Raw genomic sequence first — 20196 nt, forward strand, 5'->3', positions numbered from 1 at the left:
ATGCGATATGCTGAAAGTGGTAAGACATATTACTCATTCAGCAAAAGAATAATTACATCGAACAACGATCCACTATTAAAAGAGCGGCCGCAACGATTAGAATTAACAAAGGATAAACGATTTTTCGTTTCATTACATTTATTTACCAATTTAAAATGCCCAAAGTTAAAAACTTTGGGCATTTTAAAATTATTAGTTCAGCAAAGAAATTAGTCTTTTAACTTATCTGAATCTGCTACTTTATGTTTTATGTTATTTCTTTTAATATCAGAAAGTACATTAATAGCCTCTTCAACATAAACATCACGACTTAAATCCTTGTGCCATCTTTCTCTCTTTTCCTGTAAGGTAGAATCTGCTTTAAATAGCTGTTTTTCGTAAGGTAAAGAAGTAAAAGAAAGATTGGTTTTATAATCTTTTAGAGCATCATACTGCTTCGCCACTTCTCTATTTTTTTCAGCATCTGCGGCATAACGATCAAAATTTAAAGAATAGGTATCATCTTCACTTTGTTCTTTAATCCACTGTGCATTTTGCTCGATAAGCTTAATTTGTTCACTTTTTGCCATACGTTGCTTACTGTTCTCAATAGCTTCTTCATAACCCACATAACCATCCCAAATGTTATAGTCTGCCGGATCTATTTTATCCCATGGCAATGGATTTTCCTGATCTTTCTCTCCTATATCTACGTAACTGTAGCGATCTGGAACAACCACATCACTCTTCACTCCTTCTAACTGGGTAGAGCCTCCGTTTACTCTATAGAATTTCTGGGTCGTAATTTTTAATGCTCCCATATCACCATAATCATTATTTCTTAACCAACGATTAAGGTCTACCACATTTTGTACGGTTCCTTTTCCATAGGTTTGCTTGCTTCCAATAATAACGGCTCTTTTATAATCTTGCATAGCAGCTGCCAAAATCTCTGATGCAGAAGCTGAAAGTTCATTTACCAGAATTACAAGAGGACCATCCCAAACAATCTCAGAATCTTCATCATTTAGCACTTCTTTACGTTCTCCGTTAGATTTCACCTGTACAATAGGTCCTTTTTCAATAAACAGTCCTGCGATATCCACTACGGTTTTTAAAGAACCTCCACCATTATTTCTAAGATCTACCACAAGCCCATCCATGCCTTGCTCCTTGAGTTCTATAATATCCTTACGCATATCTGAAGCTGCATTACGACTATTATAATCCTCCATATCAAAATAGAATTTTGGAAGGTTAATTATCCCGTAATGTTTTCCATCTTTATCTACCATAGCCGTCTTTGCATAGGTCTCTTCCAACTCAACAAGATCTCTGGTTAGAGTAACCTGCTCTATATTACCAAGCAACTTTTTACGAACGGTTAAGGTAACTTTAGATCCTTTTGGTCCTTTAATTAAATCTACCGCATCATCCAGACGCATACCTGAGATATTTACAGGCTCATTTTCATTTTCTTGCTTCACTTTAAGAATTACATCGCCTGCATCCAACTCTTCGCTTTTCCAGGCAGGACCGCCAGATATTACATCCATAATGGTAATATCATCATTCTTTTTTTGCAATCTTGCGCCTATCCCTTCTATTTTACCAGACATTTGGATATCAAAGCGATCTTTATCACGTGGTGCAAAATAATAAGTATGAGGATCAAACTCCTCTACTACTGCATTGATAAAAACAGAGAAATAATCCTTTCTTTCCAGATCATCGGTTAAATCAAAATATTCAGATAAACTATTCCTGGTAGTTTCGCGAGCTTTTTTCTCCAGCTCCTCATCAGATTTCATAGTGTAATCAGGATCGTTTTCTTTTTTATTTTTCTCGTCTTCCTTAAGATCATAATAGTTAATAAGGGTAGAAAATTTAAGTTGCTTTCTCCAACGTTCCTTCAATTCGGATTTAGAAGTTACATAATCCAGGTCATCCCCATCAGCTACAAAATCTTCTTCTTTAGAAAAGTCAAAAGGTTCAGCCAGGATTTCAGTATATAAGCGTTTTGCCTCTTCGTTACGCTTTTCTAACTTAGAATAGGTTAAATCGAAAAAATTAAGTTCCTTATTGTTGATTTCGTCATCAATTAGCAGCTTATATTTTTCAAATTCCTCAATATCCTCTTTATAAAAAAAGCGCTTGGAAGGATCTAAACTCGCTATATAATGCTTGTAAACTTTTTCAGAAAAATCATCATTTATCTCTTTAGCATCATAATGTCCCTGGCTAAGAACATAAGTAATAAGGTCGATTAAAAGCTTGTCTTTGTTAGGGTCATCAAACTTTTTTGTGGTGAAGCTGCATGAAGTAGCTGCCATCAAAACAGCTAAAACCAGGATTTTTAAATTCCTTTTCATATATCGCATAGATTTCGTCATTAAATTCTGTACAAAATACATTAAAAACTGTGCCATTCATAAGAACAGCGTCTAATAATTTGTTAAACTACTAAAATAGTCTTTCCGTAGGAAATTACTAATTTAGCAACTATAAAATTTAAGCTATGAGTAAAGAAAAACCGCTAATTCTGGTCACTAATGATGATGGGATTACAGCTCCCGGAATCAGGAGCCTTTTACAGGTAATGAAAGAGATTGGCGATGTAGTAGTTGTGGCTCCCGATAGCCCGCAAAGTGGTATGGGACACGCCATAACGATTAGTGATACCCTATTTTGTGATTCGGTTACACTAAAGGAAAATTATAATCATAAAGAATATAGTTGCTCTGGCACACCTGCCGATTGTGTGAAAATTGCTACGCAGGAAATCCTACATCGTAAGCCAGATCTTTGTGTAAGTGGGATTAACCACGGCTCTAATTCTTCGATAAATGTTATTTATTCCGGAACCATGAGTGCTGCTGTAGAGGCTGGCGTAGAAGGAATTCCTGCTATTGGGTTCTCGCTACTGGATTATTCCCTTAATGCAGATTTTGAACCTTGTAAAAAATATGTAAAAGCCATTACTAAAAACGTTCTTAAAAACGGACTCCCCAAAGGGGTTGTGTTAAACGTGAATTTCCCCAAATTACCTGCAGAGAAAATTAAAGGCATTAAAGTTTGTCGCCAGGCCAATGCGCATTGGGAGGAAGAATTTGATAAAAGAACCAATCCTCAAGGCCGCGATTATTACTGGCTAAGCGGAAAGTTTGTAAATAACGATGAAGGCCAGGATACCGATGAATGGGCCCTGCAAAACGGATATGTTTCTTTAGTTCCTGTACAGTTTGATCTTACAGCCCACCATTTTATCAACCAATTAAACGATTGGAAACTGGATGAGTAAAAGCAATATTGCTATAGGTTTTTTAATTGGTATTTCTACCACTATAGGCGGAGTTTTTTTGTTTACTATATTTTTCTCTGACTATAGTTTTGAAGTAAGCCTTCGTGATTCTATCCACAACGATTACTTCGGAAAATTAATAGCCATTGGCGCTATACTCAATTTTTTACCCTTTTTCGTTTTTATACGAAAGAAACAAATTTATCATGCTCGCGGAATTTTGCTGGCATGCCTGGTGGTTGCGATTGCCATTGCTGTGGTAAAAATTCGAAACTTTTAGTTATTCAAAATTAAAACATATTGCATCCATGTCTTACTAAGAACGTTAAAGCAGCAAACCAGATGTTTATATCGATAAGTAAAGGATATACTCGAAGTTCTAAAAACAGGCAGTTTCTTTTTAAGGTTTTGAAATTTTAAAATACTATGTTTAACCTAAAAATATCCGTGTGAAATATTATATCATTGCAGGAGAAGCCTCGGGCGATCTACATGCTTCCAATCTTATGAGGTCTCTAAAGAAAATAGATCCAACTGCCGAATTTCGGTTTTGGGGCGGTGATCTTATGCAGGCGCAGGGTGGAACTATGGTGAAAAATTACCGGGAACTTGCTTTTATGGGGTTTTCTGAAGTGCTTATGAATCTGCGAACCATCTTAGGGAATATTTCATTTTGTAAAAAAGATATCACTGCTTACAAACCAGATGCATTAATCTTTATAGACTATCCAGGTTTTAATTTACGTATCGCCAAATGGGCAAAAGCAGCAGGCTACGACACCCACTTTTATATTTCACCACAGATATGGGCATGGAAAGAAAACAGGATTAAAGCCATAAAACGCGATATCGATCATATGTATGTGATCCTCCCCTTCGAAAAGGATTTTTATGAAAACAAGCATCATTATCCGGTAAATTTTGTTGGCCACCCTTTGATTGATGCTATTTCTAACCGCAAAAATACGGATATAGCAAAATTTAAAGCTGAAAACAACCTGGACGAACGACCAATAATTGCTTTATTGCCCGGCAGCCGTAAACAAGAAATCTCTAAAATGCTGGAAGTAATGCTAAGCATCACACAGGACTATAAGGATTATCAGTTTGTTATCGCCGGGGCACCAAGCCAGGAAAAGGAGTTTTATGCACCTTACCTTAAAAAAAACAATATTAACCTGGTAATGAATAAAACTTACGATATTTTAAGTTGTGCGCATGCCGCTCTGGTCACCTCTGGCACTGCAACTTTAGAAACAGCTCTTTTTAAGGTTCCAGAGGTTGTTTGCTATAAAGGCAGCTATATTTCATACCATATTGCAAAAAGAATTATTAATTTAGACTATATCTCGCTGGTCAACCTAATCATGGATCGTGAAGTGGTAAAAGAATTGATTCAGGGAGAATTTAATTCAGATTCCCTTAAAATCGAATTAAATAAGATCCTGGAACCGAAAAATAGAGAGCGAATTTTTAAAGATTATTATGAGTTAGAACAAAAGCTGGGAGGAACCGGCGCCAGTTTGGAGACGGCTAAACTTATTTATAATTCTATAAAATAAATACCCAAAAATAGTACAATATCGATCTTAAGCGAGATGAAGAATATAGAAAGAAGTATGATAATGAAGCAGAGCCTAAGACTGGGCATAATGATTTTAACCGCTATATTTTTAAGTTCTTGCGGCGCTTCTAAACCTAAGGTAGTTACCACCAAAACCGAAAAAACTACCAAAAAAACAAAACATTATGATCCTAAAATCACCAAAAATAAGGAGATCATAAAACCTAAAGATGATCGTGTTTACGATATTGTAAATTATGCGATAAGTTTTGAGGGCACTAAATACAAATACGGCGGCACTACAAAACGTGGCATGGACTGTTCTGGCCTAATGTATATTTCATTTCAGGAGAACGATATTTCCTTACCCAGGACGTCCCGTGCAATGTCATTACAGGGCGAGCGCCTTTATTTAAAAGACGTCACGGTTGGTGACCTTTTGTTTTTTGAAACTGATAAAAACCGAAAAGTAATTAATCACGTTGGGCTCGTGGTCGATATTTCGCAGGGTGATATTCTTTTTATCCACTCTACCACCTCACAGGGCGTAATAATTAGCAAACTTTCTGAAAATTACTGGAACAACACCTTCGTGATGGCAAGGAGGATAATTTAATACAGTTCCAGAATATAGAAGCCATAAAAAATCATTCTTCAATAGACGATAGATGGCATCCTTCAAATTGATTTTCCAAAAAATTCATATAGTATTGAAATCGGAAAATGAAAGCCTACGATTTCAGTAGTATTATCCAACGATCATTACTTCTTTTAAAATTTATTAGTCTTTAGTCAGAAAATCATAAAGTTCTTAATACCATTTGAACCCTGAAATATTGAGTGAAAATTATTAATTTTAAACTGACCCTACTTTATAACTGGCAACAAGAATATGGGGTTTATAAATAGTAAAATTCTTAAATTTTCTATTGCATTTTTATGCGGAATCTTAGCGGTGCATTTTTTTGAAATTCCGTTAGTGCTTATCTTTATTTCTAGCGGAATCATCTTTCCCATTTTCATATTCTTCTTCTTTAGAGCCCATATTCAGCTCTATCAACAAGCTTATTTTGGTATTTCCTGTTATCTCATTCTATTTTTGTTAGGAAGCATTTCCTACGCGCTTAAATCACCTGAAAATCGCTCTCAATATTTTTCAAATCTGGTTCAGTCTAATGAAGATTTTTTACAACTGAAACTAACGGAAGTACTAAAACCTAATTTTCAAAAACGTTTTATTGCTGAAGTACATCGAGTTACCCTTTCGCAAGATTCGACAAAATCAATGCCTACTTCTGGCAAAATTTTAGTGGGCATTCCTTTAAAATCCAATTTAGAAGTTGGGCAGAAAATTACGGTTCCGGCACAAATAACAAACATCAGTCCAGCATTAAATCCGCATCAATTCAACTATGCAGAATACATGAAATTTCAAGGGGTATTCTATCAAATTCAGCTTTCAGAGCACCAAATTTTAATCCATCAAAACCCTGCCCCACCTCTACGTACTAAATTAAGAGTATCACTGCTCCAAGCTTTGCAGGATACCGGTTTCAAAAAAGATGAACTTGCCGTAATTAAAGCTTTAATTTTAGGAGAGCGCAATGATATTTCAGATGAATTATATCAAAGCTATGCTGCCGCTGGGGCCATTCATATTTTGGCCGTTTCAGGATTACATGTTGGTATCATTTTATTACTCATTAATTTTCTTCTAAAACCACTGCAACAATCCAAATGGTTAAAACTCACAATTACTGTAATCGGAATTTGGAGTTTCGCCGTGCTAACTGGTTTTTCGGCTTCGGTAGTTCGCGCATCACTAATGTTTAGCTTTGTAGCTTTTGGGCTTCAGATCAACCGTAAAATCAATTTACTCAATACTGTTTTTTCTGCCTTTTTTATTCTCATAATAATTAATCCGTTATACATATTTCAGGTAGGATTTCAACTAAGTTTTGCAGCCGTATTTAGTATTGCATTATTTCTCCCCAGATTCCATAAACTTTGGTATCCTAAACAAAGGATTGTACGATTTTTTTATCAAATAATTACGGTAAGTCTCTGTGCGCAGATAGGGGTTTTACCCTTAAGTTTATTCTATTTTCATCAATTCCCGGGCCTATTTTTACTAACCAACATCGTGATACTTCCGGTACTCGGGGTTTTGCTTGTTTCAGGCATTTCAATTCTAATTTTAGGTATTTTGGGTATACGCCCTGAAATCCTGATCGACTTCTACTCTTTTTTGGTTGAAAAGCTTAATGAATTCATTAAGTGGGTAGCCAGCCAGGAAAACTTTATTATTAAAGACATTCATCTTAGTGCCTTTTCAGCATTACTTTTATTCGGGGTCATTATTAGCCTGTTCTTTTTACTTCAACAAAAACAGAAAAAACATGTGTTTTTAGTGTTAACGGCAATAATCGTATTCCAGATAAGTCTGTTAACTGACCAATATCAACATGCTTCCCATGAAATTTTTATTCTGAATAAATCGAGAAACAGTATCATTGCTGAAAAGAAAGGCAGAAGATTAAATCTTTATAGCAATCATCTAAAAGATAGCAGCTGGAGTTACATCGATGATTTTAAAATTGCCGAAAAAATATCGAATATCAGGTTTAAAGAACTTGACAATTTCTATGAGTTAAAGAACAAAAGAATTTTGGTAATCGACAGTGCCGGGCTTTTTAATTTTCCTGAATTTAAGCCTGATATAGTATTACTTTCTAATTCTCCAAAAATAAATTTAGAGCGCGCAATTAAGATTTTAAAGCCAGGTATTATTATCGCTGACGCCAGTAACTACCCTAATTTTATTAAATTATGGAAACAAACCTGTATCCATAAAAAAGTCCCTTTCTACCAAACGGGTAAAAAGGGAGCTTTTAACTACTAACCACAAACTATTGTTTATGATACAACTAACACTTACTTACTAAACGTAGGTTCGAAGTTTTCATTGTATTCATTCCATGCTTTTTCAGTAGTTAATTTTTTATACTCATCTTTTGCGAATATTTTCAGGAAAATTTCGATCTGCGCCGGAGTTCTATAGCCGGTTAATGGTGCAATCAATTCGCCTTTTTCATCGAAAAATACAATACTTGGATATCCTGAAATTTGTAAAGCCCGGGCAAATTCATGCGGACTGTTTCTTTTTCCTTTTAGTTCAGCTTTATATTGCGGATTAGCAAAAACTTCATCTTTGTATTTAATTTCTTCCTGCCCTTCTGCATTAAATTTTACCGGGTAATAATTTTCATTAATAAATTCGGCCACCTTTGGATGACCAAAAGTGTTTTTATCAATCATTTTGCAAGGCCCGCACCAATCGGTATAGGCATCCATTATAATATTCTTTGGCGTTTCTTTTTGAGCTTCCAGGGCCTCGTTCATCGTCATCCAGTTAATCTTACTTTCGGTTTCCTGCGCCTGTACGCCAGCACCAACTATCATCAACGCTATAAAAAGTAATGTTCTCATAGTATTCTTTATTTACTGTAAATAACAAAAAACGTTCCTTTTACAGAACGTTTTTACGCTAATATCAAAATCCTTATTATTCTATTGTTGTTTCCTGTGGGATGCCCTCTTCCATTTTAGCATCTTCTGCCCCGTGAGTTAGACGTTTTAAAGGTTTCAGCATTGCAATAACGAGTAGGCCAATTATCGTCCAAATAACCAATATCCCGGTAAATATTTCAAATTCTCCAAGGTCTTGCGCAAACTGACCAATAAGTCCGGCTACTTTATTTCCTAAACCTGTTGCTGCCCAGTACATCCCCATAATAATTGAAGCATATTTTAGCGGTGCTAATTTGGTAATAAAAGAAAGAGATACCGGTGAGGCACAAAGTTCTCCAATAGTATGAAACAAATAAGCTAAAATAAGCCAGTACATTCCTGAAGACCCTGTTTCTTGATACTGTATAGAAGCAGCACTCATAAAACCAAAACCTAATGCCATAATGATTAAACCTATGGCCATTTTAAATATAGACGAAGATTCTTTTCCCTTTTTCTTCCATTTATACCAAAAACTTCCAACTAAAGTCGCTAATGTGATAATGAAAAATGAATTTACCGATTGAAATACCGAAGCCGGAATTTCAATCCCCAGAAGATTTCTATCTACTTTCTCTGATGCATAAAGGTTCATTAATCCTCCGGCTTGTTCAAAAGCGGCCCAAAATAGAATGATTAATAAAAACGAAATTAATAATACCTTTACCCTGTCTTTTTCTATAGAGGTTAAAGGTTTATCCAAAATTGCACGATCAGTCTCATTTTTTCTGGAAATCAGGTTTCCAACATGTGATAGGTGCTTTTGCCCTAACATATACACAACTTGTCCTAATAACATCCCTATCGCTGCAAGGCCAAATCCCCAGTGCCATCCATAGTATTCAGCTAAAAACCCACAGGCAATTGGCGCTAAAAATCCACCAATATTAATTCCCATATAAAAAATATAGAATCCAAGATCTCTACGTTCATCACCTTGCTTATACAATCCACCTACCATAGAAGAGATATTTGGTTTTAAACCGCCTACTCCAAGGATGATAAATAAACAACCAATATAGAAAGAAGTTTCAGATTCAAATGATAATATACCGTGACCAATACATAGGAGTATACCGCCAATCAAAACAGTTTTCTTTTGTCCTAAAAGTTTATCAGCCACCCATCCACCTGGAATAGACGAAACGTAAACAAGCATGGTATACCATCCGTAAAGCTCTAAAGCCTCTGTGTTGGTCCACCCAAAACCGGGATTATCTGAGGTTGTTTCAGCAACAAGGTATAGCGTGAACAAGGCACGCATGCCGTAGTAAGAGAAGCGCTCCCATAATTCTGTAAAAAAAAGAATGTATAATCCTGCAGGATGTCCAAAAATCTCTTTTTGATTAACTGGAGGTGCGGTATTTGCCATAATTTTAAGTTTGTTGATAGATTTTTAAAGATGTTCTTTAATAAAGTTTGTCATTTTGGTATACAGGTGTAATCTAGTATTTCCGCCAAAGATACCATGATTTTTATCGGGATAAATTGCCCAATCAAATTGTTTATTAGCCTGGATAAGGGCCTCTACCATTCGCATGGTATTTTGCAGGTGCACATTATCATCCCCTCCGCCATGTACAATTAAAAAATCACCTTTTAATTTATCTACATGATTAATTGGCGAGTTTTCATCATAACCAGAAGCATTCTCCTGCGGTGTGGTCATAAAACGCTCGGTATATATCGTATCATAGAACCTCCAACTTGTTACCGGGGCTACGGCAATGGCCATAGTAAAAATGTCATTACCCTTTAAAATTGCATTAGAGGCCATAAAACCTCCAAAGCTCCACCCCCAAATCCCGATCCGGTCAGCGTCTATATAATCAAGTTCGCCAAGTTTTTTTGCTGCCGCTATTTGATCTTCTAACTCATATTTACCAAGTTCATTTTGAGTTACTTTTTTAAATTCGGCTCCTTTAAAACCAGTTCCTCTACCGTCGACGCAAGCAATAATGTATCCCTGATTGGCTAGTAATTGATACCAATAATCATTTGTATTGAAATAAGAATTAGAAACCGATTGTGATCCCGGGCCGGAATATTGAAACATCAATAGCGGATATTTTTTAGATTCATCAAAATCCGAAGGCTTGATGATCCACATATTCAACTCGTTGCCATTTACCGGAAGTGTAGATAATTCTTTAGGCGAGAAATGATAAGGTTTTTCAAGTTCCAATAGCTCATCATTATTCTTAATTTCCCGTACCAGTTTTCCGTTTTTAGCTAAATGCAAGGTATACTGCATCGGGGTTTCTACATTGGTAAACGCATTTATAAAATAAGTAAAATCCGTACTGAAATCGGCATTATTTGTTCCCGTTTTTTCGGTCAGCCGTTTCTTGCCTTTTCCATTTGTTTTTATCGAATAGACATCACGGTTTACACTTCCGTTTTCTGTGCTTTGATAGAATAAGCGATTGCTTTTTTTATCATAACCATAGTAATTAGTGACTTCCCAATTTCCCTTGGTTACCTGATTTTTAAGTTTTCCGTTTTCAGCATATAAATAGATATGATTATAACCGTCACGTTCGCTTGTCCAGATAAAACTGTTGTCCTCCAAAAAGGTTAGATTATCAGTCACATCTACATAAGCCTCGTCTTTTTCAGTAAGCACAACTTTAGTACTATGATCCTCCGCATTTACAAAAATCAAATCTAATTGATCCTGGTGCCTGTTTAGCACCTGGGCACTCAAGATGTAATCTTTATTGGTCCATTTAATTCTTGGAATATAAAAATCGGAATAATCACCAAGATCAATTTCCTGCGTGGCTTCAGTTGCTACATCATACATATGCAGGGAAACATCAGAGTTTGCTTCACCGGCCTTTGGATATTTAAAAACCTGGTGGTTTGGATATAAGTCACTTCCAAAGATATCCATAGAAAACTCCGGAACTTTAGATTCATCAAACCTTAAAAAAGCGATTCTATCTCCTTTATTATTCCACTCAAATGCTTTTACAAAACCAAGTTCTTCTTCATAAACCCAATCGGTTACGCCATTAATAATACTATTGATTTTACCATCTTTGGTAATTTGCTTCTCACTATTCTCTACAACATCATAAACATAGATATTGTTATTAAAAACGTAAGCAATCTTAGAATTATCAGGAGAAAATGTGGGCTCCTGAATTTTCTTATCACTAAGTTTTGTAAGTTTTTTAGAATTTATATCGAAAATATAGAAGATCGACTTCGAAGATCTTCGATAAATAGGTTGTGGATCCGTAGCCAATAGCATTTTGCTCTCATCCTGGCTTAAACTGAAATTCTGGAAACTCTTTAATCCTTCCAGGTTTTTAGTATCTACCAAGGTTCTGGTTTTCTTACCTGTTTTATAACTATAAACATCGACACTGGAATTCCCGGAATCCGGATCGTGATCTAACACCACATATTCGACGCCATTATTAAGGGATTGTAGGGATTGTAAGTGTTGCTGACTAAATTTTCCGCTCCATATTTCTTCAAGCGTGATATTCTTTTTCTGGGAAGTCGCAACAGAAGCTGCCATCATCATAAGCAGAACTAAAATTTTTGAGAACCTCATTAAATTTTTAAAAATTTTATTGCAGGCCAAGTTTACTAAATTTTGATGAAAAAGCAGGCCCACGCCGTGTTAAATACTAACAATTTGTTAATGATGTTTTCAAACAAACCAAACTTGGCTTTAAATTTAATGTCTTAGCGCAACTCAATAACAATCGTATCTTTGCATTGAAACTATTTATAAAATTTCATGAAGGAACCAATTTCTGGCTTTTCAAAGCTAACAAAGGAAGAAAAGATTAACTGGTTAACAAAAACCTATCTGAATGACGATCCTAAAGCTGTAGATATTTTAAAACAGTATTGGAACAAAAACGAAAAGCTACAACAATTACACGAGGAATTTACCGAAAATACGATATCTAATTACTATTTACCTTTTGGTATAGCACCTAATTTTTTAATCAACGACGAGCTTTTTGCGATTCCAATGGCTATTGAAGAAAGCTCTGTTATCGCCGCAGCCAGCAAAGCGGCTAAATTTTGGAGAAGCCGAGGTGGATTTAAGACTGAGGTTATCGACACCGTAAAAGTTGGACAGGTACACTTTATTTACGAGGGAAGCGAAGAAAAATTAGAACTGTTTTTTAATCATTTAGAACCTAAACTTAGAGCCGCGGCTATACCTATTACCAAAAATATGGAAAAGCGTGGCGGCGGAATTAAAAGTATCGAACTGAGGGACCGTACTACTGAAATAGACAATTACTATCAATTACATTGTAGTTTCGAAACCGTAGATAGCATGGGCGCTAATTTTATAAATAGTTGCCTTGAAAAGTTTGCCGAAGTTCTTGAAAAGGAAGTCGCGGTTTGGGAAGGCTTTAATGAGAAAGAGCGTCATATAGAAGTTGTTATGAGTATTCTATCTAATTATGTTCCTGAGTGTGTGGTTAGAGCTGAAGTTTGCTGCCCACTTGATGATCTCTCTGATGAACCCAATTTAAGCGGCGAACAATTCGCTCAAAAATTTTTAAGAGCGGTTAAAATTGCCGAAACCGAACCTTTTAGAGCTGTTACCCATAATAAGGGAATCATGAATGGAATAGACGCTGTCGTGCTTGCTACAGGAAATGATTTTAGAGCCATAGAGGCGGGCGTGCATGCCTATGCGGCGAAAGATGGACAATACTCCAGCTTAACGCACGCCAGAGTTGAGAACGGAATTTTTAAATTTTGGATAGAAGTTCCTTTAGCTCTGGGTACTGTTGGCGGCCTAACCAGCCTTCATCCATTAGTAAAACTGGCCATAGAAGTGCTTGGCCATCCTAATGCCAGAAAATTAATGGAAATTGTGGCCGTTGCCGGATTAGCTCAAAATTTCGCAGCCATAAAATCACTGATCACCACCGGTATCCAAAAAGGGCATATGAAAATGCATTTAATGAATATTCTTAATCAGCATCATGCAACTTTGGATGAAAAAGAAAAATTAATCGAATATTATAAAACCAATATTGTGTCGCATAGCGATGTTGCTGTGCAACTTGAAAAACTTAGACAATGAGATTTTACAGTCCCGGCAAACTTTTAATTACAGCAGAATATGCCGTTTTAGATGGCGCACAGGCCTTATGTCTTCCCACAAAAAAAGGGCAGTCTTTGAATGTTGAAGAAAATAATCTGGGAATCATCAACTGGATCAGTAAAGATGAACATGGTGAAGTCTGGTTTCAGGATCAATTTAAGAAAGATTCTACAGGAATAAAGTCGACTTTCCATCATAAAAATTCAGCTGACGATGCTACAATATCAAAACGCTGTATTCAAATTTTAAATGCTGCTGAACAATTATCAGGGCAAGACCTCTTTGCTAAGGGTTTTAATATCCAAACAGCCTTAGAATTTAAGCGGAAATGGGGATTAGGCACTTCTTCCACTTTAATCAATAACATCTCACAGTGGCTAAAAATTAACCCTTATATTTTATTGAATAAAACTTTTGGAGGAAGTGGTTACGATATTGCTTGTGCCCAAGCCCATAGTCCTATAACCTACGAACGTAAAAACGATACTCAAGTATCCTTAAAAGCAGGTTTTGATCCGGTTTTTTCAGATCATATTTACTTTGTTTATCTAAACCAGAAACAAAACAGTAGAGAAGGTATAGCGCACTACAGAACAAATGCCGTGGATGACCGACAAATTTTAATTGAAAAAGTATCCAATATAACTCAACAGCTCATTAAATGTGATCAATTAGCTGAATTTGAATTATTGATAAACATCCACGAAAACGTAATTTCGAAAGCATTAAACCTACCTAAAGTAAAAACCAAAACTTTTCCTGATTATAATGGAAGCATTAAAAGTCTTGGTGCATGGGGCGGTGATTTTATAATGGTAACCGGTAAAAAAGACCCCACTCCTTATTTTAAAGAAAAAGGATTTGAAGTGGTGATCCCTTACCGGGAAATGATTTTGTAATCAAGTTAGCTTACTTCATTTTTTTTTAAAATAATTTTTCATTTCGAAGTATCACAATCACTATAGCCACCAGAAAATTTAATCGCGATTATCTAGAAAGTATAGTCATAAAAAAAGCCACTCGTTTGAGTGGCTTTTTTTATGACTATACTAAATCCTAGTAGAATTTAGCTCTTTTATCTTCAATTTCGGCTTTAGCTTTTAAAGCCTCAAAAGCTCTGCTATTTGCCATTTGGCGACGACTGCTAGTTTCCTGCTGTGCAAATGGCTTATAAGAATCCAACTCTGGAGCTTCACTCTTACTTACTAATTCCACCACATAAACCCCTTTATCACCTACGATTGGTTTACTTGTTTCACCAACTCCCAATGCGTAAACAGCTCCTACAACTTCTGGTTCGCTACCGGCTCCGGCAAGTGTTGGAGAACTTAAGTTTACTGCGTTTGCAGTTTGAACAATCTTATTTTGATTTTCTGCAACCTGATCTACGGTAGTTCCAGATATCTTTTCTTTAATAATTTCAGCTTTTTTCTGCTTTGTAAGAATTGGAATAACTTCGGCTGAAGCATCTTCAGGACTCATTAGCCCTTTATTCTTCTTAGCAGTTATTTGCGCTATAATATATCCTGTTGGAGTTTCAAAACGTTTTACATCTCCTACTTTCGCATCATCCTCAAAAGCCCACTGTACCACTCTACGCTGCTGACCTACCCCGGGAATATTTTCGTCTAGAGCTTTCACATCACGTACGGTACGGATTCTATAATCTGCAGCTTTAGCCTCTTCGGTAAAATCACCTTCACCTGCAGCTATTTCAAATTTAGTAACCTCGTTAAAAAGTTTATTTCTTGTTCCTTCAGTAGCGTCAATCTCTCTGGCTACCGTAGCGATTTTAACTGCTTTCTCTCTATCGGTTTGTTCTTCGATATAAATTACGTGGTAACCAAAATCGGTTTCTACGACCCCTACCGTTCCTTCATTGTTATTTAAAACAAAATCATCAAAAGTAGGTACCATCATTCCCGGTCTAAAATAACCAAGATCACCAGAATTTTGCGCAGCAGAAGGATCATCTGAAAATTCGGTTGCCAATGCGGCCATTTTCGATTTGTCTGCTTTTATCACTCCGGCTAAACTATCTGCTAATTGCTTCGCCGCAGATTCTGTTCGGGTACCACCAGCCTGAGCTCCCTGGAATCCTAACAAAATATGGCTTGCCTTTATAGAATCTGGAATCTCTTTCGTCTCTACCAACTTACTTAACTTCCAGTATCCGTTTTCTTCGTATGGGCCATAAACTTCGCCTTTTTCAAGATTAAATAAATCATCGGCAAATTCTTTTGGCAGTTGATTTTTAAATTTGAAGGTTACCGGTTGTTGTAAATCTGAATTAGAGTTTACAAACTCCTGATCGTCTGAAGTCGTATTAAATCCTGCAATAGTATCATTCGTTTTAGAAACCGAGTTATACTCTACTCTATCTTCTAAAAGAGCACTCAAAAAATTTTTAGATTCTTCTTTATCTTCTACTGAAGGCTCTTCATTAAAAATAACATATTGAATATTACGAGCTGCCTCAGTTTCAAATTTAGCTTTATGATTATCTACGTACTCTTTAATTTCAGACTTAGAAACTTCAACTTCGTCATCCGGAATTGAAGAAAAAGGAATCTGAACATAACGAAGATCCATGGTATTATTTTGCAATTGGTATGCTTGTTTACCTTCGGTTAACGTTGCCCCAACACCAGCACGAATCATATTGGCATAAATATTCTGGGCAGCAGATTCTGCAAGTCCTTCTTCATAGCTTAACCATTGCTGATACATCTGCGGTGAAGTTTGTTTTAAACTCGCCACATATTCTTTTACTCGATTTTCATCGAACATCCCGGCTTCATTAGTAAATTGGGGATTTTGAGACATTTGGGCTCTCATCATTTGTCTAACCTGAGCTTGCTCGGCTCTTATCCCAAGCTTTTCTACCTGCTCTTCAACAATAATTTGGTTTAATTCCTGATCCCAAACACGATTTACAGCCTGTGTGGTAGATATGTTGCCACGCATATTTTGTTGATATGCTTCTACCTGACGGGCAAATTCTTCCCTACTAATTTCCTCTCCATTCACGGTAGCTATAGAGTTATCTTTACCACTAAAACCACCACTTCTAATCACATCGGCAAGAACAAACGAAAATAATGCCAATGCAATAATTAAAATTAAGAAAACAGAACGTTGTCTGATTTTATTTAATACTGCCATTTTTGGATATAATTTATCAAAATATAGTGGGCGAAAATAGTGTTTTTAGGCTAATAATAAAACTTATGATTAGCAAAATATTAACTTTTTAACGCTTTAATCTTCAGACTTGATTTTAAGCTCTACAAGATCGATTTTTGTATTAGAAACATCCAGGATAGTAAACTCGAATTGATCTATACGAACCACTTCGTTTTGGTGGGGAATTTCCTCGGTATGATTCACGATAAAACCTCCCAAAGTTTCATAGTTTTCGCCGGTAGGAATATTTAAACGATAGGTTTCATTGATATAATCTACTTCAACACGTGCCGAAAATTTAAAATGTTCGTCACTTATCTTCTCATCCACCAAAATGGGTGAATCGTGCTCATCTTCTATTTCGCCAAAAAGTTCTTCCACGATATCTTCTATGGTCATCATACCACTGGTACCTCCATATTCATCAATAACCACTGCAATACTTTTACGTTTCTTAATTAAAACATTAAGTACATCTTTTACCCACATCGTTTCTGGAACAAAAATTACAGGTAACAGGATTGAATTTACAGATGCCGGTTTTTTAAACAGCTCAAAAGAATGCACATAACCTATAATATCATCAATGGTATCGTTATAGATTAAAATTTTTGAAAGACCGGTTTCCGTAAAGGTTTTTACCAAATCTCCCGGTTCCTGATCCTGATTTACCGCAATGATTTCGGTTCGGGGAATCATAACCTCACGGGCCTTGATATCCGAAAACTGCAATGCATTTTGAAAAATCTGAATTTCAGAATCCACTTCATCCTCCTCTTCTACCGTTTCCATCTGTTCACTAATAAAATTCCCCAGTTCTATTTTGCTAAATGCAAGTTGGACTTCATCTCCATCGGTTTTAAAGAAACGTTTTAAGATCATATCTGATATCCAGATCACAAATGAAGAAATAAAGCTGAACAACAGATAAAAAAGATATGCCGGTACTGCAAAAAACTTCAACATGGTATTGGCATAAATCTGAAAAAAGACCTTCGGAAGAAATTCTGCCGTAACCAGAATAAGCAGTGTAGATAATACTGTTTGGGTAAACAAACTTAAATCGGTCACCAGATAATTTAAAATGGCGCTATGTAAAGGCTGAATTTCATTAAGCCAGGCCATAATTAAATCGCCCATATAAAAACCATACACCACAAGGGCGATATTATTTCCTACAAGCATGGCAGCGATAAACTTGGAGGGCTTTTTAGTAAGGCGCTTTAAAACTTTAGCCAAAAAATCATTCTGAAGCTTCTCTATTTCAATATAGATTTTATTCGAGGAGACATAGGCAATCTCCATACCCGAAAAAAATGCGGAAAGTAGTAATGAAAAAATAATGATGATGGCCTCTGCACTCATTATTTCTTATTTTTTTGTCTCTTTTCAAGCTTTCTCCTAAAATTTCTTTTGAAGAAAAACATAAAAATGGCCATTGCGGCCAGGAATATAAAAATATACGCTCTATTGCGCTCGGTATCCCAAATGGCAAAAGTTTCAAAAATAAAGAAACCTCCCATGATTAAATATGCATACTCGAAATACCTGAAATATTTTGTCATTTTTCTGACTCCTCTATGTTTTGAATCCCACTATTGGTTCTAAAGTTGAATTTATCGAAATTTTGATTGGAATCAAAACCCATTCCTTCATTAAAAGAACCATCGGGAAACTTAATTTGATTTTCACGATCGGTAAACACCCAACTTTGATTTTGATCCCAATAAAGCTGATCGCCTTCTAACCGGGTACTATCTGCAGTAAAGATCACTACGTTACCACGCAGATCTACTAAACCGGTACCATCATATACAATCCCGTAATCTGCTGTGACCGTACTCTTTTGATCATCTTCATCAAAAAACTCGATATAGACCCCTTCTGGAAATTCCCGAAAAGGAAAATCTTTATTTGTAAAATCGAACATTTTCTCACTTTGCAGGGTCGCCACTACACGACCAGAATCTGTATATTTTAAAAGGATACCATTAGCAATTCCTGCCGGTGCATCTGCAGGATTTTGAAGGGCCCTTACTTCATTTAAATTACCCTCACATGAAAAAAGCATTGTCACGCCAATAAGCGTGACAATGCCTTGTATTATTTCACGATATGTGATTTTCATATTATAATTGAGGGATACGCACAGTTTCGCCTATCCAACAACCAATTTGGATAGCATCTCCTGCTTTTTTCCCTTCCTGGAATACATCAGCTTTTTGTGGGGCACGACCATTATAAGCCGCAACTGTTGCATTAGCATGATTAGAAAGAGATGGGTCTACTCTACCCGCTTTTGCTACATACTCTGCAGCTAACCAGTACACCGCTCTTTTATCGAAAGCAGTTTCTCCACAGTTATTAGCACTATCAGCATACATATCTGCAATATTCAAATACGCTCTACCGTAAGATGGCTTAGCCTGAATTGCTTTTTTGTAGAAACTTCTTGCCTGAGAAAAACTTCCTGAAGACTTATAGTTCTGAGCAATTCTATAATAGATCTTAGCTTTATCTGCAGGATCTTCTTCAAGTTCTGCAGCCTCATTATAATACTCTAAAGCTTTAGATCTATCCCCATCAGCTTCAGCTAACTGTCCCAAAGAATAGGCAGAAGCTGCTGAAGGCTCTAATTGGTGAAGCGCTTCAGAAATTTTAAAGAATAATGGATCTTCACAATCTTTAGCAGATAGACGCGCATTCGCATTTCTTAACCATGAAACATCTCCTTTTTTAGCTTCAAAGTCTTTTTCATAAAGTGGCACAAGATTATCACAATCTGCACGGGCACCTAATTTTGCATTTAATGCATTTTTCACCGCATTAAAATTGGTTAATCTTTGCTCAGCAATTTTTGCAGTTTTTGCTTCTTTAGAAGTTAAATCTTCACCAGCATCCTGTTTTTCAATAAGTGGTTGAAGACGATCTGCTTCGCTAATTTCTTCTTCTTCTATTTTCGCCATTACTCGATCATAGATATCGAAAACATCCTGTAACTCACGATCCCCGGCATCCTGCATATTCACCATTAAGTCGAAGTATGCATAAAGACCTTTAGGGCTGGTAAAATTATCTTTATCTTCAGTGTAAGCCTTATCAAATGCGTTGAATCTATCTTCTGTAGTTCCAACTTTATTGTCGAACTTTAATAATGCTATATCACTATAAATGTCACCCTTCTTAGTTTTTTCTGGGTAGTGCTCTAATCTTCCCATATACACATCGATTAACTCATCGATATATTTTGCTTTTTCATCTCCAGTAGCTTTGTCTATTTTATAATTAAGCACCATAGCTAAATACTGGAAGGTAGCCAAACTATAATCTGGGCATTCTTCTTTTACTTTCATTAACGGCTCGTATGCCGCATCATAATTCTTCGCCTTAGCATCGTCATAAGCTAAAGCAGCAGTAGTCGTACAATCCTGTGCAAATGCTCCAGAACCTAGCATTACCGCCGATAATAAAACTATAAATCTCGCTTTCATCTTGTTGTTT

The 20196-nt window shown here is 36.2% G+C and carries 16 protein-coding genes; 7 read left to right on the plus strand and 9 right to left on the minus strand.

What is annotated here, in order from left to right; all coding sequences use genetic code 11:
* Positions 1 to 209: 209 nt before the first annotated feature.
* Positions 210 to 2351 carry a carboxy terminal-processing peptidase gene (locus tag AC13DP_RS14075; protein WP_272956809.1) on the minus strand — a complete coding sequence of 714 codons (2142 nt, stop codon included), beginning with the start codon at positions 2349 to 2351 and terminating at the stop codon, positions 210 to 212.
* A 146-nt stretch (positions 2352 to 2497) separates the two neighbouring features.
* Here AC13DP_RS14075 and surE point away from each other — a divergent pair, with 146 nt between their 5' ends.
* The 5 genes from surE to AC13DP_RS14100 all read left to right on the plus strand — a co-directional run bounded on the left by surE (position 2498) and on the right by AC13DP_RS14100 (position 7746).
* Positions 2498 to 3280 carry a 5'/3'-nucleotidase SurE gene (surE, locus tag AC13DP_RS14080; protein WP_013070163.1) on the plus strand — a complete coding sequence of 261 codons (783 nt, stop codon included), beginning with the start codon at positions 2498 to 2500 and terminating at the stop codon, positions 3278 to 3280.
* Complete coding sequence (locus AC13DP_RS14085) at positions 3273 to 3560, plus strand: hypothetical protein (RefSeq protein WP_272956808.1); 288 nt, start codon at positions 3273 to 3275, stop codon at positions 3558 to 3560. Before surE ends, AC13DP_RS14085 begins: the two co-directional genes overlap by 8 nt.
* Positions 3561 to 3729: 169 nt before the next feature.
* Positions 3730 to 4842 carry a lipid-A-disaccharide synthase gene (gene lpxB / locus AC13DP_RS14090; RefSeq protein WP_272956807.1) on the plus strand — a complete coding sequence of 371 codons (1113 nt, stop codon included), beginning with the start codon at positions 3730 to 3732 and terminating at the stop codon, positions 4840 to 4842.
* Between the two features lie 63 nt (positions 4843 to 4905).
* Positions 4906 to 5460 (plus strand): C40 family peptidase, encoded by a 555-nt coding sequence (locus tag AC13DP_RS14095; RefSeq protein ID WP_272958958.1) that lies wholly within the window; start codon positions 4906 to 4908, stop codon positions 5458 to 5460.
* Between the two features lie 276 nt (positions 5461 to 5736).
* Entirely contained in the window at positions 5737 to 7746 is a 2010-nt protein-coding gene (locus AC13DP_RS14100; protein WP_272956805.1) for a ComEC/Rec2 family competence protein, read from the plus strand.
* 32 nt (positions 7747 to 7778) lie between these two features.
* Here the strand turns inward: AC13DP_RS14100 and AC13DP_RS14105 are convergent, their stop codons facing one another.
* The 3 genes from AC13DP_RS14105 to AC13DP_RS14115 form a co-directional block, all read right to left on the minus strand.
* Complete coding sequence (locus tag AC13DP_RS14105; RefSeq protein ID WP_228249560.1) at positions 7779 to 8333, minus strand: thioredoxin family protein; 555 nt, start codon at positions 8331 to 8333, stop codon at positions 7779 to 7781.
* 76 nt (positions 8334 to 8409) lie between these two features.
* On the minus strand, positions 8410 to 9786 hold the full coding sequence (locus AC13DP_RS14110; protein ID WP_013070156.1) for a peptide MFS transporter: 1377 nt from the start codon (positions 9784 to 9786) through the stop codon (positions 8410 to 8412).
* A gap of 24 nt (positions 9787 to 9810) precedes the next feature.
* Positions 9811 to 11982: a S9 family peptidase gene (locus AC13DP_RS14115; protein ID WP_228249561.1), complete on the minus strand. Its 2172-nt coding sequence runs from the start codon at positions 11980 to 11982 to the stop codon at positions 9811 to 9813.
* A 189-nt stretch (positions 11983 to 12171) separates the two neighbouring features.
* On the opposite strand from AC13DP_RS14115, the gene AC13DP_RS14120 reads away from it, so the two are divergent.
* A complete protein-coding gene (locus tag AC13DP_RS14120) occupies positions 12172 to 13488 on the plus strand; it encodes a hydroxymethylglutaryl-CoA reductase, degradative (protein ID WP_013070154.1) in 1317 nt (438 codons plus the stop codon).
* Positions 13485 to 14408: a GYDIA family GHMP kinase gene (locus tag AC13DP_RS14125; RefSeq protein ID WP_483067987.1), complete on the plus strand. Its 924-nt coding sequence runs from the start codon at positions 13485 to 13487 to the stop codon at positions 14406 to 14408. The genes AC13DP_RS14120 and AC13DP_RS14125 overlap by 4 nt, the downstream gene beginning before the upstream one ends.
* A gap of 157 nt (positions 14409 to 14565) precedes the next feature.
* Here AC13DP_RS14125 and AC13DP_RS14130 read toward each other — a convergent pair whose 3' ends face one another.
* From AC13DP_RS14130 to AC13DP_RS14150, 5 genes are all read right to left on the minus strand, one after another.
* On the minus strand, positions 14566 to 16674 hold the full coding sequence (locus AC13DP_RS14130) for a peptidylprolyl isomerase (RefSeq protein ID WP_483067988.1): 2109 nt from the start codon (positions 16672 to 16674) through the stop codon (positions 14566 to 14568).
* Positions 16675 to 16770: 96 nt separating this feature from the next.
* On the minus strand, positions 16771 to 18060 hold the full coding sequence (locus AC13DP_RS14135; protein ID WP_228249564.1) for a hemolysin family protein: 1290 nt from the start codon (positions 18058 to 18060) through the stop codon (positions 16771 to 16773).
* The gene (locus AC13DP_RS14140; RefSeq protein ID WP_041578629.1) at positions 18060 to 18260 is read right to left on the minus strand and encodes a hypothetical protein; all 201 of its coding nucleotides are present in this window, start codon (positions 18258 to 18260) and stop codon (positions 18060 to 18062) included. Before AC13DP_RS14140 ends, AC13DP_RS14135 begins: the two co-directional genes overlap by 1 nt.
* Positions 18257 to 18823, minus strand: a complete 567-nt coding sequence (gene lptC, locus AC13DP_RS14145) for an LPS export ABC transporter periplasmic protein LptC (RefSeq protein WP_041578628.1) — start codon at positions 18821 to 18823, stop codon at positions 18257 to 18259. Before lptC ends, AC13DP_RS14140 begins: the two co-directional genes overlap by 4 nt.
* Before the next feature lies 1 nt (position 18824).
* Complete coding sequence (locus AC13DP_RS14150; RefSeq protein ID WP_228249565.1) at positions 18825 to 20186, minus strand: hypothetical protein; 1362 nt, start codon at positions 20184 to 20186, stop codon at positions 18825 to 18827.
* Between the last annotated feature and the right edge of the window lie 10 nt (positions 20187 to 20196).

This window comes from Zunongwangia sp. L-65 (assembly GCF_056859415.1).

What these genes read in the sequence shown, in the direction of transcription:
- AC13DP_RS14130 (WP_483067988.1), bottom strand. Translation starts at nt 16,674, where the DNA reads ATGGCAGTATTAAATAAAATCAGACAACGTTCTGTTTTCTTAATTTTA.
- AC13DP_RS14140 (WP_041578629.1), bottom strand. Translation starts at nt 18,260, where the DNA reads ATGACAAAATATTTCAGGTATTTCGAGTATGCATATTTAATCATGGGA.
- AC13DP_RS14110 (WP_013070156.1), bottom strand. Translation starts at nt 9,786, where the DNA reads ATGGCAAATACCGCACCTCCAGTTAATCAAAAAGAGATTTTTGGACAT.
- AC13DP_RS14075 (WP_272956809.1), bottom strand. Translation starts at nt 2,351, where the DNA reads ATGAAAAGGAATTTAAAAATCCTGGTTTTAGCTGTTTTGATGGCAGCT.
- AC13DP_RS14105 (WP_228249560.1), bottom strand. Translation starts at nt 8,333, where the DNA reads ATGAGAACATTACTTTTTATAGCGTTGATGATAGTTGGTGCTGGCGTA.
- AC13DP_RS14120 (WP_013070154.1), top strand. Translation starts at nt 12,172, where the DNA reads ATGAAGGAACCAATTTCTGGCTTTTCAAAGCTAACAAAGGAAGAAAAG.
- AC13DP_RS14095 (WP_272958958.1), top strand. Translation starts at nt 4,906, where the DNA reads ATGAAGCAGAGCCTAAGACTGGGCATAATGATTTTAACCGCTATATTT.
- AC13DP_RS14100 (WP_272956805.1), top strand. Translation starts at nt 5,737, where the DNA reads ATGGGGTTTATAAATAGTAAAATTCTTAAATTTTCTATTGCATTTTTA.
- lptC (WP_041578628.1), bottom strand. Translation starts at nt 18,823, where the DNA reads ATGAAAATCACATATCGTGAAATAATACAAGGCATTGTCACGCTTATT.
- AC13DP_RS14125 (WP_483067987.1), top strand. Translation starts at nt 13,485, where the DNA reads ATGAGATTTTACAGTCCCGGCAAACTTTTAATTACAGCAGAATATGCC.
- AC13DP_RS14115 (WP_228249561.1), bottom strand. Translation starts at nt 11,982, where the DNA reads ATGAGGTTCTCAAAAATTTTAGTTCTGCTTATGATGATGGCAGCTTCT.
- AC13DP_RS14085 (WP_272956808.1), top strand. Translation starts at nt 3,273, where the DNA reads ATGAGTAAAAGCAATATTGCTATAGGTTTTTTAATTGGTATTTCTACC.
- surE (WP_013070163.1), top strand. Translation starts at nt 2,498, where the DNA reads ATGAGTAAAGAAAAACCGCTAATTCTGGTCACTAATGATGATGGGATT.
- AC13DP_RS14135 (WP_228249564.1), bottom strand. Translation starts at nt 18,060, where the DNA reads ATGAGTGCAGAGGCCATCATCATTATTTTTTCATTACTACTTTCCGCA.
- AC13DP_RS14150 (WP_228249565.1), bottom strand. Translation starts at nt 20,186, where the DNA reads ATGAAAGCGAGATTTATAGTTTTATTATCGGCGGTAATGCTAGGTTCT.